This is a genomic window from Planosporangium mesophilum, from assembly GCF_016863255.1.
GTDB classification, from domain to species: Bacteria; Actinomycetota; Actinomycetes; order Mycobacteriales; family Micromonosporaceae; genus Planosporangium; species Planosporangium mesophilum.
On sequence record NZ_BOON01000018.1, the window covers coordinates 226648 to 243085 of the forward strand.

Annotated in this window: 12 protein-coding genes; 3 read left to right on the plus strand and 9 right to left on the minus strand. The window is 67.3% G+C overall.

Going from position 1 to position 16438, the window contains the following annotated elements:
* Positions 1-307: 307 nt before the first annotated feature.
* From Pme01_RS10880 to Pme01_RS10890, 3 genes are all read right to left on the minus strand, one after another.
* Complete coding sequence (locus Pme01_RS10880) at positions 308-2833, minus strand: phage/plasmid primase, P4 family (protein WP_239088138.1); 2526 nt, start codon at positions 2831-2833, stop codon at positions 308-310.
* 508 nt (positions 2834-3341) lie between these two features.
* A complete protein-coding gene (locus Pme01_RS10885) occupies positions 3342-3602 on the minus strand; it encodes a DUF3052 family protein (protein WP_168114580.1) in 261 nt (86 codons plus the stop codon).
* A gap of 24 nt (positions 3603-3626) precedes the next feature.
* Positions 3627-7349 (minus strand): YobI family P-loop NTPase, encoded by a 3723-nt coding sequence (locus Pme01_RS10890; RefSeq protein ID WP_168114581.1) that lies wholly within the window; start codon positions 7347-7349, stop codon positions 3627-3629.
* A 107-nt stretch (positions 7350-7456) separates the two neighbouring features.
* On the opposite strand from Pme01_RS10890, the gene Pme01_RS10895 reads away from it, so the two are divergent.
* On the plus strand, positions 7457-7960 hold the full coding sequence (locus tag Pme01_RS10895) for a GNAT family N-acetyltransferase (RefSeq protein WP_203935538.1): 504 nt from the start codon (positions 7457-7459) through the stop codon (positions 7958-7960).
* A 1003-nt stretch (positions 7961-8963) separates the two neighbouring features.
* Here the strand turns inward: Pme01_RS10895 and Pme01_RS10900 are convergent.
* From Pme01_RS10900 to Pme01_RS10920, 5 genes are all read right to left on the minus strand, one after another.
* Positions 8964-9422 carry a recombinase family protein gene (locus Pme01_RS10900; protein WP_275408517.1) on the minus strand — a complete coding sequence of 153 codons (459 nt, stop codon included), beginning with the start codon at positions 9420-9422 and terminating at the stop codon, positions 8964-8966.
* A gap of 119 nt (positions 9423-9541) precedes the next feature.
* Complete coding sequence (locus tag Pme01_RS10905; RefSeq protein ID WP_168114583.1) at positions 9542-10351, minus strand: hypothetical protein; 810 nt, start codon at positions 10349-10351, stop codon at positions 9542-9544.
* Between the two features lie 18 nt (positions 10352-10369).
* Positions 10370-12487 carry an alpha-amylase family protein gene (locus Pme01_RS10910; RefSeq protein WP_168114584.1) on the minus strand — a complete coding sequence of 706 codons (2118 nt, stop codon included), beginning with the start codon at positions 12485-12487 and terminating at the stop codon, positions 10370-10372.
* A 150-nt stretch (positions 12488-12637) separates the two neighbouring features.
* Positions 12638-13024, minus strand: coding sequence for an MFS transporter (locus Pme01_RS10915; RefSeq protein WP_168114585.1), 387 nt, complete (start codon positions 13022-13024; stop codon positions 12638-12640).
* A 409-nt stretch (positions 13025-13433) separates the two neighbouring features.
* On the minus strand, positions 13434-14258 hold the full coding sequence (locus Pme01_RS10920) for a hypothetical protein (RefSeq protein ID WP_168114586.1): 825 nt from the start codon (positions 14256-14258) through the stop codon (positions 13434-13436).
* 103 nt (positions 14259-14361) lie between these two features.
* On the opposite strand from Pme01_RS10920, the gene Pme01_RS10925 reads away from it, so the two are divergent.
* Complete coding sequence (locus Pme01_RS10925) at positions 14362-14715, plus strand: hypothetical protein (RefSeq protein ID WP_168114587.1); 354 nt, start codon at positions 14362-14364, stop codon at positions 14713-14715.
* Positions 14716-14798: 83 nt separating this feature from the next.
* Entirely contained in the window at positions 14799-15374 is a 576-nt protein-coding gene (gene ybiA, locus Pme01_RS10930) for a riboflavin biosynthesis intermediates N-glycosidase (RefSeq protein WP_239088139.1), read from the plus strand.
* A 489-nt stretch (positions 15375-15863) separates the two neighbouring features.
* Here ybiA and Pme01_RS10935 read toward each other — a convergent pair whose 3' ends face one another.
* On the minus strand, positions 15864-16253 hold the full coding sequence (locus Pme01_RS10935; protein WP_239088140.1) for an immunity protein Imm33 domain-containing protein: 390 nt from the start codon (positions 16251-16253) through the stop codon (positions 15864-15866).
* Positions 16254-16438: the final 185 nt, after the last annotated feature.

A 16438-nucleotide genomic window follows, 5' to 3' on the forward strand; every position in this document is an offset into this window, starting at 1 on the left:
GCTACCTGCCCATCGGCTCGGTAGGCGCGGGAGCCGGCGCGCACCGCCGTGGGAGTTGTCGGACAGGCAGCGAATCGGTCCGCAGGCACAACGCGTACCGGGGGGTGACGGGTGGCGGATATTCCCCCTAGGCCCAGGCATTGACGCCACGCGGGCGGATCATGCACGCGCGTACGCGCGCGTAACGCTGTCAACCGGAAACGGTCGGCGATCTGTCACCCCGTCACCCACCGCGCGGCCGACACGCGCTCGGCTGCCGCGCCTCCGGACGGGCTCCGTGCCGACGTGCGCGGCCGGTTACCCGCGCTCACCGTTCGCCTGCCTCATCGAAGCCACCTTCGCTGTCCGCCGCGAGCAGGCAGATCCCCGTGTATATCCTGCGGCCCTTCGCGCCACGGGCATCACCGACGCGAAACCGGTCCCGCAGCTCCTGGGTCAGCCGCTTGGCCGACACCGGCGTCTCCCCCACCTCGTCACACCACCGCTCGTACGCCTCCCGCAGCACCGTGGTGCCAACCTGGACCAGCTCCTGACCCGCAGCCAGATGACACTGATCGTCGATGAATCGGCCGACGGTGTCCTCATCGCGGGCGTACTCCTGCGTGGCTGACGTAACGATCGCCGGCTCCCGAAGCCCATCGGCGTGGTAGGCCACCGCGCCGCGAACGATCCATGCCAGCACCGCGGCCGCGTCCTCGGCGAGACGCTCACCGATCCGCTGCTCCTGTCGCTCCGGCGGAATCGTATGACCGAACGGAATCAGCCGTACCCGGCGCCAGAACGCCGGCCCGCCGGTCTTGGCCACCGGCTTGTGGTTGCCCAGCAGCCACAACGTGTGGCTGGGCGCGAAGGTGAACGGATTGCCCCGCATGAACCGGGCGTTGATCGAATCCCGGCCGGTCAGCTGCTTGATCCGCGACTCAGCGAACCGCGCGCCGTCCTCCAGCTCCGCGCAGACCACCAGGCGAGCGCCCGTCAGTTGGGCGAGCTCCGCCGGGTGCTCGGCGTGCGTGCGGACCATCAGCATCTCCGCCGGCGCGGCGATCGCGTAGCCGCCCTCGCCGCGGCCAAGCGCGTGCATGGCCGCCTCCAGCAGCGTCGACTTGCCGTTGGACCCCGGCCCGAACGCGAACGGCAGCACCTGCTCGGACACCGCACCGACCGCAGACACCCCGAGCAGCCGCTGCACGTAACCGGCGACCTCCCGGTCGTCACCGAAGATGTCCCGCAGGAACCCGTCCCACACCGCCGAACGGCGCTCAAAGTCGGGACCGACCGGCGTGCACCGAGTATGCAGCCGCTGCGGTCTCGGCGGGTGAAGCTCACCGGTACGCAGGTCGACGACCCCATCCGGGGTGTTCAGCGCGTACGGCTCGGCATCCAGATCCGCGACGTGCACCATCACCGCCGGGTCCGACTGCGCCAGCCGCGCAATCCCGGCCACGCCGGCGGCCGACAACGCGCGGGCCTTGAACCGCCGCCACCGGCCAGCCGTGGGCAGCTGGCGGGCCAGCCGCCGGATCAACTCCCGGTGGTACTCCGCCTCATCCCACAGCCACCGGTAGCCCGTCCAACGCAGCCACATCCCACGCTGCGGGCAATACCGCAGCTCATGCCCATGATGGGTCACCAGCGCCCGGGCCAGTCCGTCCTCGGTCGGCCCCCACCCCGCCACATGCGGCAACGGCTCGCCACCGACCTGAGCCGACGCGGCCGCAGGGCCGCCGGCCGGCAGCCCATCAGCATCGGCCCCGGCCGCTGAGCCGCCATCGCCAGGGGCACAGTGAGTCTCCGGCGCGGACGCGACGGTCACCGCTACGCCGAAACCGGCCCTGCGCAGCGCCGCGGCCGCAGCCGCATGATCGCCGCGGTGGTGGAGCACCGCGTACGCATGAAACTTCGTGATCGGCGTCTCCGACTCGAACTCGGAGCTGGTGGTGAACACGTACAACCGGTCCCGGTCGTCGGCGCGCCCCGTCGTGGCGGACACCCCTGTCCGTTTACCCGGACGCCGCCAGTACCGGGTACGACCCACGGCGGACACCAGCCTCCAGCCGGCCGGCTCCAGAATGTCAGCCCAGTCGGTACGCCGCTCGTAGTCCTCCCCCGGCGCCGTCCCCGCCGAACCGTCCCGTCGCGGCGACCGTGGCGGCTCGACCGGTGGCGGTGGCATCGCGTCCAGGCACCGCACCACCGCAACGAGCGCATCCCGCTCCTGGCCAGTGATCGTCGGGATACGCGCCGGCGTCGCGCCACGGAGCGCAACCCAGGCCCGCCCGGTCTGATGCACGGCGCCGTGCGAGGGCGCCACCACGGTGTAGCCACCCTCGCCACGGGTCTCCGCCAACGTCTTGATCTTGTCGCTGGGATCATCGGCCAGTTCCGCCTCCGTCGCCGGCCGCCGGGCCAGCTTCGCGTTCCGGCCCACTGGTACGTCCGCGACCCGGTAGAGCAGGTGAAGACCACCCGACGGCGTCCGCTCGACGTACCCCTCCACCGCGACACGCCGCCACAGCTGGCCCAGCCCGGCCGCGCGCACCAACTCGACCAGCCGGGAATCCAGCCCCTCCTCGATCGCCCGGCCCTCAAGCTCGAGCATCTCCAGGCCGCCGGAGACCGCGCCGCACACCACCCCGATACCGGGCGGGTTGCCGGCGAACCAGGCCGCGACCCGGGCCCGATCCGCGCGCCGGCGCTGATACGAACGCCACGACACCAGCGGTGCCTTACTACCGTCGGCGCGAATCGCAACCACCGAGCAACCGGCGTCGTACCAGGCCAGCGCCGCCGTCAGCGTGTCTAAACCCTGCCGTCGACCTTCCCTGCCCGACATCGCCCTCCCAGCTCACGGGCTGCCGGTCAACGACACAGCCGACCGCTACCCGGCAGCACAGCGGCGCAACCGACGCAGGCCGGCACTCTTGCGGTTGCGCACGCCGGCTAGGGGCCTTGCGAGCGTGCTCGCGGAAGGAGTACGGGGGTACGCACGGTCACGTTCGTCACCGCACGACAATTCACCGATCATCGCCAGACGAGTAGATGACGGGGGTTGACACCCGATACCCGGGGCGCTGCCCGATGGCTGTGACAGTGTTCAACGGCCCCACCGGGACAGGGCGGATTCTGGGGATCGCCGCAACATGCCCCGGTCAACGACTACTGAAGGCAGCCTAACGAAAGCCGGCTGGAGACTCTTCCTCGCATGATGAGCGCCCCCGCGCCCGGATCGCGGCAGATCCGCGCCCGCGGAGGACGCCTACCGTCACATCACTCACGCGGCTGGGCGATCTCGAGGTGCGTCGTGGCGTCCGACTGGAGTACGGAGGACCGGGCGAAACGTGCTACTCGGCCGGCCTGCGATTTTCGCGGCGAATGACCAGCCGCAAGCCCGACCAGATCTCGTCGATCGCACACACCTTGTTGTCGACCAACCCGCTCGGCAGCGCGACTTCACGGACCACGTCATCGGTGATGTCCGTGGGAACCTTCGATGCTCGTTTCGGCCAGGCGACCCAGAAGCCGCCGTCCTGGGCCATGCCGCGTCTGACCTCGTCCAGGCGCGCCTGCAACCCATGACGTTCGGTCACGAACAGCACGATCACGTCGGTCGGCGCGTTGGCGGGGTGTCAATGACGCATGTTGGCCCGAATGCCGCCGCCGAATCTCGCTTGGCTGAACGAACTGACCCGGTCGCGGCGCTGTAGCTCCTTGAGCAGCTCTTCGGTCCCCTCCCGACCCTTCAGCCTCGGACGGTGGTAACCGACCCTGGTGAGCGGTTCGTACTCGTCGCCGAGCGCCAGAAGAATCTGGTCCAACACCGGTAGCTCGATGTCAGGGAGGTGGGGTACCAGCAGACTCAGGATGTGCTCGGCGGGCGCTCCTGCTTCGCTGAGCTTGACCAGCAGCTCCACCGAGACGGTATTGCCCTTGGCCGCCCACTCGCAGATCGCGATGGCACCCGGCCTGGACAACCGGCCGTGTACGTACTCCGCGTCATCGGCGATTGCCCGCTTGACGGCCGGTGCCACATGTGGACTCCGCATCATCTTGGGCAGGTCGTCGCTCGATAGCGGTAGCTCGCACACGTAGGACGCCAGGCCTTTCGACGCCGCGAAGTAGTCCTCGCGGAACGCGAACGGGCAACCGCCCACGCGCGCATATGTCTCGGCAGCATCGGGCACCAGTTCGGCGGCCAGCAGCGCCGGGAGCAGCTTGAGCCCGGCGTCGGTCAGGCGTTCGGGATTCAAACCGCCGGGGAGCTCGAGCTGCTTCACCAGCCGGACCCTTGCCGTCGGGGCTAGGTCCTCGGCATGAGCCAGCGCATACCCGAGGTCGTACCTGGACTCCTCCTCCACCTTCTCGACCTCGGTGAGGTCGAGGATGCTCAGGGTCTTCACCAGCTCCTCGCTGACGCCGAACTTCCCTACAAACCGGCTCACGTTCCAGACTGTCGGCGCAAACCGGCTCGCCGACACCACCGCGGTCCATGCCGTGTCGTCGAGTTCTTCCAGGTCGGCCACCTCGCACAACTCCGACGCGCCCTTGGCAACCGGCAGCACCGCCGATTTGACGACAGCGGCGACGTCATCCAGCACCACCGCCGATTCGGCGGCAGCGGCGACGTCATTCAGCACCGCGGCGAACTTCTCCGGGGCATCGACGGTCACTTCGTCCTTCTCGCGGGCATTAAGGTAGCTGTCCAGCTTCTTGAGGATGTGCTGGTAGACGGCCGTGTTGGTCACCTTCACCACGTCAAGGGCCAGCGGGGTGCCTTCACCGAGTGCCGCGGACAGGTTCGCCCTCGTGACCGGGTACAGGCCATCCGTGACCACCGCCTTGCGCTGTGCGTCCCCCAGCACCGCGAGGTCGCTGATCTCGGCGCGGAGACGACGAACCAGAGCCGCCACGTCAGCGGCCTTCGACGTCTCCACGGTCCCGACAAACGCCTGCATCTGGGCGTAGTGCTCCGAGAGGAACTCTGCGACCCGGCGCGAGGTGTCGTAGTCGACGTCTCGATCAGCGCTCCGGACAGCGGCATCAACGAGCGCGACGGCCGCCGCGAGGTCGATCGAGGCGTTCTCGACCAGATGGACGAACGCACCCTTCCAGCGAGGAACCAGTTGGCTTACGAAGAGTTCCCTGGACGCGCCGTCCGTAAGGTACGCATCGATGAAGGACGAGTCGGTGCCGGCGCGCATGACGAGCTTGTCGAGTGCCTTGTCGAGCAGCTCGGGGCGCGTGGGCAGGTAGTGGTCGAAGACCTCGAGGTTGAAGACGCTCTCGCCGTCGAGGAAGCGGGCACCCATCTCCTTCTCGACCGCGTCGATGGAGGCAGCCTCGTCGAACCGGAAGCGGTGGTCTGCGCGGTCGGCCTGGACGCAGTGGAGGATAAAGTTCATCGCGCTGACGCTGATGGCGATGCCGTGGTAATCCGAGCAGTACAGGGTGAAGTTCTCGTCGATGTGACCTTTGGCGAGGAGGTCGTGGGCTAAGGGAGACACGAGGTCGGTGACGATGGCATCCAGGTTGCGTTCGACGCCGCTGTCGGTGGGCATGACCAGGTCCGTCCTGGCCATGAGCTGCGCCATCGTGGCTTTCGCGACGAAGTCCTTGGTCTCCAGCGCGTCCTGGGAGGCGCGCTGGAGACGTACGACATCGGCTTCGACGGCGTCATCCAGCGCAGCGGCTCCATCCCCGACCAGCGCGATCACGTCATCGAACGACAGGGTCACGCCACCGTATCCGGGTCGGCTAAGGTGCGCCCCTTGACGGGTCTCATGCAACGACCTCCAAAAGTCGCCGGACGTAAGGTCCGAGAGCGCGTAGTGCTCCGACTGGTACTGAAGGACCGGCTCGCCACCAACCCGCGTCGCTCGGTAAACAATGGGCAGCACCTCCTGGAGCCGTTCGCCGGCGGCCTTCGCGGCCTGGTCCCACCGGGCGTTCGACGCGATCCGGTCTAGTGCCTCCTTGCTGACCGCTGCCAGGTGGCCCGTCTGATACGTGACCATGTCGCGGAAGGCCCGGTGGGCCTCGTCGATCTTGCTCGTGCCAAGCCGGATGGCCTCGAAGTCCTCCAGGTGGAGGTTCTTGTAGACCATCATCGCGAACAGTCGGTCTGCGGTGAGTCCCTTGAGGCCCTTCTCTCCCAGGACCGAGGCGCGGTAGATCTCGAACTCATTCCGGATGTTGCGAATCAGGCGCATGTCGGTCAGATGCGCGCCGACCAGATCCACTAGCGCAGTCGAAGGTTGCTCATCCGATTCGGCGAACTCCGCCGCCAGCAGGTCCCGCGCCGAACGGTGCGTGATGAACGGAACCATCGGGACGACCAGGTCGAAGAACTTCGTCCTGTTCGCCGACGGGGCGGATTCCAGAGCTGACGCACGACGCGCTGCAGCATCGGTATCGGCGTCCGCGTCGCCGTCCGGGGCGGCATTGACTTTGAGTTGCTCGAAGATACTGTCGCGGACCGCATACACAAACCGAACGGGCCGCGACTTGATCTGTTCGGAGTTGTTCAAGACGGTGTTCAGCTCGCGTAGCGTCTCGAAGATGTGGGGGTCCCTGAACCGGTCCAGGTCCTCAAAGATCGCGACCTGGGTCTTCGTCCTTTGGAAGAAATAGACGATCTCGTCGAGGTACTCATCGAAGTACGAGTTCTCCTTCGCGCTTAGCTTGACGGCCGCTCCGCCCGCAGAGACGCTCTCCACCCGCACCCGGCTCTGCACAGCACGCGCACCCAGGAACCAGATCACGCCCAGGAACACGCCGAACCCAACGACGATGACCCACGGTACCCAGTCGTGACTGGTGACCAGGTCCTGGGGACCCATCTTCTTCACGCGATTCACCAGCCCGAGCAGGACCGCGATCACGAAGAACCCAACCGCTACTGCGGCGCCCCAGATCGCAGCCGGCCAGGGTCTGAACGAGTCGATGCGGAAGTACCTCGACCCCGGCATGTCCGCGGGCGCCTTCCGGTAGAGCAGCTGCTTGACGATCTCCTTCTGAATGAGGTTCGTCAGTGGCGCGAGCGTCCCGTCCGACTGGATGCGCGCCCGCTTCGTGTCGTCGATGCCCAGGCTCGACAGCGACAGGTTGACCCAGTTGATCTTCCGCTCGTCCAGACCCGCCTGGACGCCGAGGATGACACTGCTTTTCCCGCTGCCGTAGTGCCCCGCGAGCGCGATGTTCTTCGCGCCGCTCGTGGACCCGTCGGCCAGGACCTTGAGGAGGACCTCTGCGTGCCGCCCGTGCAGGTTCTTTTCGTACGTGGGTCCGAGACTCCGAAGGACCGGCACGTCGGGCTGTGGTGCGGACTGTCGGGCCTGGCTTACTCGTGACATAGACGAGATCTTACGAACGTGGTCCGACTTGTCCGCGGCATGACCGTGCGTTCGCCCGTGAGAGGGTTGCTGTCATGGCAGGTGGAGCGACTCCGGGCCGCGAGGTTGTGCTCGAGGCGGGTCGCCTGCTGCTCAGACCTTGGCGGGTAGCCGAGGCCGTCGTCCAGCGTGAACTGTGGACCGAACGTGACCCACGAGTGCCGCCGCACCGCCGAATCGGCGCGGATGGACACCCCACGGTCGCCGAGCTCGAGGATTCCATCCGCGCCAACCAGCCATCGTCGATCGGGTTGCTGGCGATCGAGCGGAAGGTCGCTGGTGACGTCATCGGCTACTGCGGGCTGATCGACGGTGGACGAAAACCGGAAGGGGAACCGGAACTGGTGTTCGAGCTGCTACGCCGATTCTGGCGTCAGGGATACGCGACCGAGGCCTCGTTGGCGGTCCTGGACTGGGCAAGATCGTCCGGGTACGAACGTCTGTGGGCCGCGGTCTGGGATTGGAACACCGCTTCTCGCCGTGTGCTGGCCAAGGTCGGGTTCACCGAGACCGAGCGGAAGGAAGTGGACCCGGTCTACGGGACTACCCTGTTCCTCACGAGACGGCTCTGACACACCCGATGTTCGGCTTTGAGGGCGGCCCCGAGCAGCGACGCCAGGCGTCAGCTGTCCCACTCCGAGTTCGTGCGGTGTCTGCGCTGTGCCGGTCTGGCCGACCCAAAAACAGCGAGGTCACGCGGGCCCCAGCCAAGGCCGGCTTTCGTTGACAGTTGAGGACGTCCCACCCCACCGGGTAGGCAAGCGCTTTCGGCAGCAGGCCCTTGCTGTGGCACTCCCACGGCTCGTTGGGCACGAACGAAGCATCGTCGTGACCGGGTTGCCGTACTCGACGGTGCGCGACTACGTGCGCTGGTCGCGGCCGGAGCTGGCCGCGTAGGCCGGCCGGGTTCGGATCCAGGAAAGTCTGACGGCGAGTGGTTCGGGATGGCACGTCGGCGCATGAACCCGCTTGACCACTATGGAGGCCACGGCTAACCTCCTCCGCATGCACACCTCTTTGGTGCAGGTGTGCTACGTACAGGTGTTCGAGTCCCCCCTCGGACACTGACCCGTTACCTACGTCGTCCGGGCTGAGTTCTGACTCAGCCCGGACGATCTGTCTTCCAGGGTCGTAGGTGAGCCTGATCCGCAGCCGTTGGTACAGCTCAGCTTTAGCGGCCGCTGCGTCCGCCCGCCGCAGGGCTGTTCTGAGGTCGCCGACCGCCCCGATCAGGCCATGGATCTGCTCCTTGGTCAGCCTGACCCGGTCTGGTCGGCGTGGCCGCTGGTTCTCCGCCGCCGTGCGGACAGCGGTGACCTCGGCGATCCACCCGGCCACGAGGGCGGGGTCGGTTCCCGAGTCGAGCAGAGCCCTGTAGTTTGCGATCTTGCGGTCGCATTCGGCCAGGATCTGGCCTGTCGCGTCGGGGATCGGCTCTGCGGGGATGGGTTGCGCGGCCTCCATCGCGGTGATGGTGGCCTCGAGGTTATGCGGGGCCAGCGCGGTCAGCAACCACTCGTCGAGGGGGTCGCCGAGGTGGTCTTGGCGGAGGTACACGTTGCGCGGATGGGCCAGCTAGTTGGCAAGGGCATACTCCTCCGGGAACCGGCAGCGGTAGTACGCCATCCCGTGTAGCCATTGACCCTGCATCCGCCGACCGCACACGCCGCAGAACAGCAGACCACGGAAGATGTAGGGCCGCGGGGTGCGTCGGGGCTTGACCTTTGTAGTGGTGGCTCCTCGGGTGGCCAGCTTGGCCTGGACCTGATCGAAGCTGTCCAGGTTGATGATCGCCGGGTGGGCTGGCTTATCGGACCGAACCCACTTGTCGCCGGTGTTCCACCGCAGGCGGGTGGTGTGACCTAGCGCGACGTCCCTGACGTTGACGAGGACCTCGTCTTTGCGCTGGCGGTTCCAGCATTGGTAGCCGGTGTAGCGGGGGTTGGTCAGGATCGTGCGGATGGCCATCTTCGACCAGGCGACCCCGGAGCGGTGCCGGTTACGGTCCTGGTCATGTGCAGACGGGCATGGGATGCCTGCTGGCCGGCTTCACCGCCAGGACCGGGCTGGACTTCAACCGACCCTAACTCCAGCGTTTTATGGTAAAGCTCTCTAGCCGGGTCCAGTTCGCCGGGAGATGACCGCAGCGAACGTCAGAACGACACCAGCGACGCCAACTCGGCCGGCGCCGGGTCGAGGATGAGGTTGCCCCGGGCCGCCAGTACCCGCAGCACCGCCACCTTCTCCCGGCTGCCCAGCAGGGCTCTGGCCCCATCAAGACCCGTGAACAGCCCGATCGAGCAGGGACCGTAGGTACGGTCGGCCCAGGCGATGACGTCGCGGACCACGTCCCGTCTGCTGCCATGCAGGGTGAGGTCGAACGTGTCCACAGTGGTCACCACGTGGGCCCGGCGGTCGGCGTCGAAGCCGAGCACGAGCGAGGCCCACAGTTCGTCTCCGTCGAAGACACCGAAGACCACCGCCGTGTCGGCCGGGACGTACCGTTCGACGGCGGCCTTCACCTCGGCGTAGCTGGCGCCGACCCGCCATTGCAGGCCGAGCGTGCTGCGCGCCGGGCCTGGGTACGTAACCAGGCCGTCGGCATACTCGTCGAGAGTCGCGTAGGTCCGGTGGGCGAACTCGTCGAGGTCCTCGTCGGCCCGCCAGGTGCCCTGCCAGTGGCCGAAGTAGCGGTCGAATGCCTCGCGCTCGAAGACCGCGACGAAGTCGACCAGGTGGCGATTGGCCCGGTACACGTGCTCGGCGGCGGCGTGCGGGTCGTCGACCCGGTCGATGCTCTTGACGATGGGAAGGCGCTGGGAGTGTACGAACTTGACGATCTCACCGTCTTCGTGGATGACGATGATCCGGCGCTTCTCCTTGGCCGACTCGAGCACCAGGTTCTGCAGGTTCCTCCAGTGATTGACGTCCATGTCCAGCATCTGGACGTTCTCATGCAGCATCGCGGACACCCTCCGTGTCTAGAGCCGGCACTCGTAGATGTTGATCGCGTACGGCAGCAGCGGCTCCCGGAGCGCGCTGCCCTGTGTCTGCGCCGGCCGTGAGTCCCAGATCTCGCGGGCCGACCCGATCGGCACGTGCAGGTCCACTTCCGCGTCGATCGGGTCGGCGGTCGGGTTCGCCACGAAGACGACCAGGCGCTTGCCGCCCTCGGCGGGCGCGTGGATCGCGACGTCCAGTCGCGGGTCGTTACGCGTGAACCGGATCAGGTCCAGGCCGGCCAGGGCGGCCTCGAGCGCTCGGGTGGGCGCGCCGAATTCGGTCAGGTGCACGATCCGCCCCTCCCCCACGCGGTACGTGGTGCCGACGGTCGCCCCGTCCACGGTTACCGGCTCACCGGGCGCGTCCCGTACCGCTGTGCGCAGCGTCTCGTCCGGGCGCATCAGTTCATCCAGTTCGGGCAGCCGGGGCCCGACGACGGCGGTTCCGCCGGCGGTCGCGAAGTCGACGATTCGACGTTGGACGTCGGCGGCCATGAACTCGAACGAACTCACCACGACCGCTTTGAACCGCCACCAGCGCTGCGACGCCAGCGCCGTGTCGGACAGCAGGAACGGGTACCCCGCTCCGGTCAGGCCCTGGTAGGCGCCACTGAACCAGTCCGCCTTGGCCAGCTGGATCGGCTCGGCGAAGCCAAGGGGCCGCTCGGAGACAGTCATGAACGTCGGGTACTCGGAGAATCCGCTGGGGGTCTCCAGGAAGTCACCCGGGAAGCTGACCAGGACGCTCGCCGCCTCCAGCCGGTCGTAGTCGCGGTTGGCCAGCAGCAGCACGTCCGCGCGCCGCCGCAGGCCGACGAAGTCGTGCTCGGTGGCCATCGCGTTGGCCCGGCCGAACATGGCGGCGTGGTCTTCGCGGACCCGGCCGTCCCGGCGCACCGGCGAGTCGAGCCACCTGTTGCGCTCGACCAGCATGTACCGGCTGAAGCCCTTGATGCCCTGCATCAGACCGGCCTTGGTGACGAACTCCTCGTCGCGCAGGTCGCCGGGGTGCAGGTACCAGGGCCAGACACCGGCGATGAACTCCGGAATGTACGGGAACCGGCTCGTTCCGGCCACATAGGACATGACCGTTTTGACGTGGTCGTAGAGCTCCTTGCGTGAGTACAGATCGAAGCCGACGAAGTCGAGCTTCTCCTCGAGCCCCATCAGGTTGAACGGCGTGGTGAACCCGGAGACGGCGCCGCCTGGGCCGAGCGGGTGCGGGTAGTTGTGGAACAACGGGATGCCGGCGAGGCCGCGCGCTCGCATCATGTCGGCGAGGCGGCCGAGGGCGTCGACGAGGTAGCGCTCCCGGTAGGCCGCCCAGTCGGTGTGGTACGGGATGTCGGCCTTGTCGGTCGCCGTGAACCGCCGGGGCGGCTCGACCTCGTCGAACGACGCGTACCCGCCGCCGTAGGCGGCGTTGAGCGCCTCCACCGTGCCGTACTTCTCGGCCAGCTGGGTGCGGTAGCGCGCTACCGATGCCGGGTGGAAGTCCGCGGCGTAGGCGTTGACGTGGAAGAAGAACGCCAGTTCGTTGTCGACCTGCGCGGCGACGATGCCGCCGGCGGGGTGGGCGTGCCTGGCCAGGATCGGGCAGATCGCGTCGAACCACAGCGCCGTCTCGTCGTAGAACCTGTCGACCGCATAGCTCACCGCGGGGATCGGCCGCGGCACCTGGATGAGCACCGCCGGGGCGCCCTGGCCGTTGAGCGCCTGCAACTCGGGGTCGTCGAGGATGCGGCGCGGGTAACCGAACCAGGTCAGCTCCGCGTTGATCTGCGGCCCGGGGCGCACGACGGCCTTCAGCCCCTTCTCCTCGATCACAGCGAGGAAGACGTCGACGTCCTTCCGGGGATCGATCTGGCCGAAATCGAACACGCCCCGCTCGACCTCGTGCACCTCCCACGGTATGTAGATGGAGATCATGGTGAACCCCATCCCCTTGACCGTGTCGAGAATGCCGCTCCACTTGTCCCGTTCGAGCCGCCAGTAGTGCACCGCACCGCCGTACAGTGCCGTCAGCCGCCCCTCGACCCGGAACTGGTGATCATCTGCCACTACCCCACGGATGGGCTCGCCACTTCCGCTGGTCATATCGGCCACCTCTTCCGCGCTTGGCGAAACTGGTCCGATCCGCCCCTACCCACTCTGGGGCGAGATGGTGCACCGGCCCTCGCGGCGACGCCCACACCATCACGGCGGCCGGGTCACCAGGTCGATTGCGTCCGGGCGGTGGCTCAGCGCTTACGGCCGAGCGCGGCGGCGAGGTGGTCGAGGCCGTCGTCGCAGGCTCACGGTCACCAGCAGCGCCAATGCGCACATCCCGCCGAGGGTCAGGAAACCCACCCGGAAGGAGCCGGTGGCGTCCTTGACCGCACCGAGCGCGCAACTAAAGGCGAAACCGCCAAGGTTGGCGCAGAAGTTACCGAACCCACTGGTGATTCCAGCCGCCCGGGCGCCCAGGTGCTGGATCGGGAACGCGAACAGCGGCCCGACATATGCCTGGACGAACACGGAGCCGACCGCAACGACGACCACCAACGACACGGGCCCGGGAATGAGGGTGAGCAGGGACAGCGTCCTTTGCGGGGAGACCTCTTCCGTACGGGAGAAGAGGTCACGTCTCCGCATCTGCCCTGGTCAGTTCCTTGATCGATTCGAGCCGGAACGCGTCACTTTCGAATCGAAGGCGATAGAGATCGTTCAGCCGCTTGCTCCCATCCTGCTCCCACCACTAAGTGCGAACACGCCCGCCGGCCGTTACGCCGAGGACCTGCAAAGAGCCGTTGAGCTGGGGCGATACGACGCCGTTCAGCGCGGTTCAAATCCGTTGAGCGCAGTTGTGGCAACAAACGGTCCACACCGCGGTGACCAGCACAAACACGAGGGACCGCAGGTCACGCCGAGACGATGCGAGTAGTTCAACCCCGTCCGGCGCGGTGCAGCGCCCTTGACCGCGCCCCGCTGCTCCCATCCTGTTCCCCTACGGTTGGCCGTTCCCGCCCATGTGGCGTGCCGCAAGCCCGCCCGTGGCCCAGCGTCAGCGGCGCCACGGCAGCCAGGATCGCTTTCCTGCATGGCGGTCCGTAGTGGCGACGACGGGCAGGGAGGCGACCAAGAACATGGTCCCACCGATGACATTGCCAGGTCGTGGCAACTCCCGAACGTCGTCTGCCGAAAGGCACACGTCGACCTCGAACCCCGCGGTGCGCACCCGCGCGACGACGAACTCCTGCCCGGTGACGGCGACCGCCTTGCGCTGCGCGCGCAGCACCGTGCCGTTGAGCCGCGCGTACGCCTGCACCTGCTCGGGGTCGCCGAACACCCCGTAGGAGATGAAAGACTCGGCGGCCATCCGCGGCGGCCACGACAAGCCCTGCTCCACCACGTGCGCCGGCGCCTCACCGGGGTCGTCGCCGTCGCCGAGCAGACTTGCGTCCGACGCCGCGAACGCGTCTTCATCCGCCCACACCGTGACGTCGACGCCGAGCGCAACCACACAGGCCAGTCCACCCACCGTGCCCGCCGCCGGCAACAGCCGCCGCTGCTCCAACTCGGCCGCCAGCATGGTGACCTGCTGACCATCCTCATCGACGACGTCGGCGACCACGACATCCTCATTGACGGCACGGACGCTGGCCAGGCGAGCACCGGGCTCACCCGCGTACGACGGCAGCAGGTCGGCCACCTCGTCGCCCCGCACTCCCACAATCAACCGGGCACCGCTGGAATCCTGCCAGCGCAGCACCGACACGCCCCCGGCCTGGCCCAGGCTCTCGGCGCTCTCCAGCGCGATGCCGATCAGGCGGTCCATGCCGGCGTGGTCGTCCACGCCAAGCCCGACACAGTCCAGGTTTGATGTCACGCCGGTGACCGTAGCCGTCCCGGCGGTAGCCGTCTGTCCATATTCGATCTCCCACTGGCGGAAATCGGCTGACACGCACCAACGAGGCGGCGATCATGAACGAATGACCATCACCGCGCCCACCGTGACCCTCTGGCGGCCGACCGGCCCCGAGGAGCTGGCCCTGGTGAGGGCCTCGGGATGGCGCGCCTGGCCACCACGGCTGCCGGAGCAACCGATCTTCTACCCGGTACTCAACGAGGCGTACGCGACGATGATCGCCCGGGACTGGAACGTGAAGCACTCCGGCGTCGGGTACGTGACCCGCTTCCAGGTCCGGCGGGCGTTTCTCGACCGGTACGACGTTCACCAGGTCGGCGGCGACACGATTCTGGAGTACTGGATCCCCGCCGAGGATCTCGACGAGCTCAACGCCAACCTCGTCGGCACTATCGAGGTGGTCGCCGAGTACCGCTGACCGGTCGGGCCGCCGCTCGTGCCGGCCCTGCGGCGGCGGAATTCGTGTGTGGCCTGCACGGTTGATCGGGCACACTGGCGGCCGTGTCCACACCCGCCCGTACGGCCACCGACGTGGCCCGCGCCCTGCAGGAGGGGCGGCGGGTGAAGTTCCTGTACTTCTGGGGACACCAGCCACAGCCGGACGGCAGCGTCGGGGCCGGCTGCCTGAGCCAGTGGTGGCCCGCACCGTTCAGCCTGGACGGCACGACCTTTCTCACCGCCGAGCACTACATGATGTGGCGCAAGGCAACGCTGTTCGGCGACGCCCCGACTGCCGAGCGGATCCTGGCCGCGCCGCACCCGCACGCCGCGAAGACCCTCGGCGCTCAGGTGGCGGGGTTCGACCAACAGGTGTGGGACGCCCACCGCTACGACATCGTGGTGGCCGGCAACCTGGCGAAATTCGACCAACACCCCGAACTGGGCGCGTTCCTGCTCGGTACCGGCGAGCGGGTGCTCGTCGAGGCCAGCCCCGTCGACCGGATCTGGGGCATCGGCCTGGCTGCCGACGACTCGCGCGCCGGCGACCCGGCGCGGTGGCGCGGGCTCAACCTGCTGGGCTTCGCGTTGATGGATGTCCGGTCGATCCTGAGAGACGGACGCTCGTACGGTGAGTGAGTTCCAGTTCCTGCCGTGCCGCGGACTACCTGCAACACGGAGGTGTCGAGCGCGAGTCCGCGCCCCCGGCCGACGGCCACGATGGGCCGGCGTTGCGCGACCGCGGCGCTCGCCCCGGTGTGCGCTGACCGGACCGCGAGGTGAGCGCGACAACGGCGGGCACAGGTGACGACGACGTAATCCGTACGTCCGGGTTCGGTAGTTACCGTGGGAGCAAAATTGCTCACAGAAATAAATGATCGCCGATCAGTAAGATCGGCGATCATTTCCTGACCTGCAGCTTTGGTGGGCGATGCTGGGTTTGAACCAGTGACCTCTTCCGTGTCAAAAGGAATGACTGTGGACGCACGACCTGCCCACCCAGCTATTGCTACCTGCGAAAACTGTCCACCGACGGCCGCTGACGTCCGCCGTCGTACGTACCGGTTGTCACTCAGTTCGTCACCCACTCGTGGTTAGCTGCCTGCCGTCGACAACCGGCCGTTGGCCTCAACGAGAATCGCTGATGTCGAGCAGCGCCGAGTCGAACCAGATGTCCTCATAACCGGGTGCCAGCAGCACACGCCACCCGGGAGGCAGGCCGAGGTATGGCGCGACCTCCGGCCATTCGGAGATCACATGTTCGACGTGGTTCGGAACAAAGAAGTCAACTGCCTCGGAAAGGTCACCGGTCCACAAGTACCAGCCGTCGCCCTGTCCCTCGGGCGGGTGCCTTAAGCCATGAAGCGGCCAAGACACCGCTGCTGGGCGTTGAAGGATGCTTCGCGACACTCCGACCATGGATCCTTGGCCAGGCTGGACGTGTTCGGCATGGAAGCGGTTGCACACCTGCTTCTGGAGCAACTCAAGTCGCTCACCCGGCCACTTCGCATCAGTCACCGGCCGATGTTCGCACAGCTGATGCCTGGCGGTGACCACTTGAGTGTGAACTACGGGCAGCCCGGTCGCATGAAGTGTCGTAGGAGGTCAGCAGGGCTGCTGGGGTCTGTTGTGGTCCGGTTCGGTCCGCTAGGTTGCTGTACTTCGCTGCTGTACGGCGGACGGGCGATCTTTTTGTCCCAAGC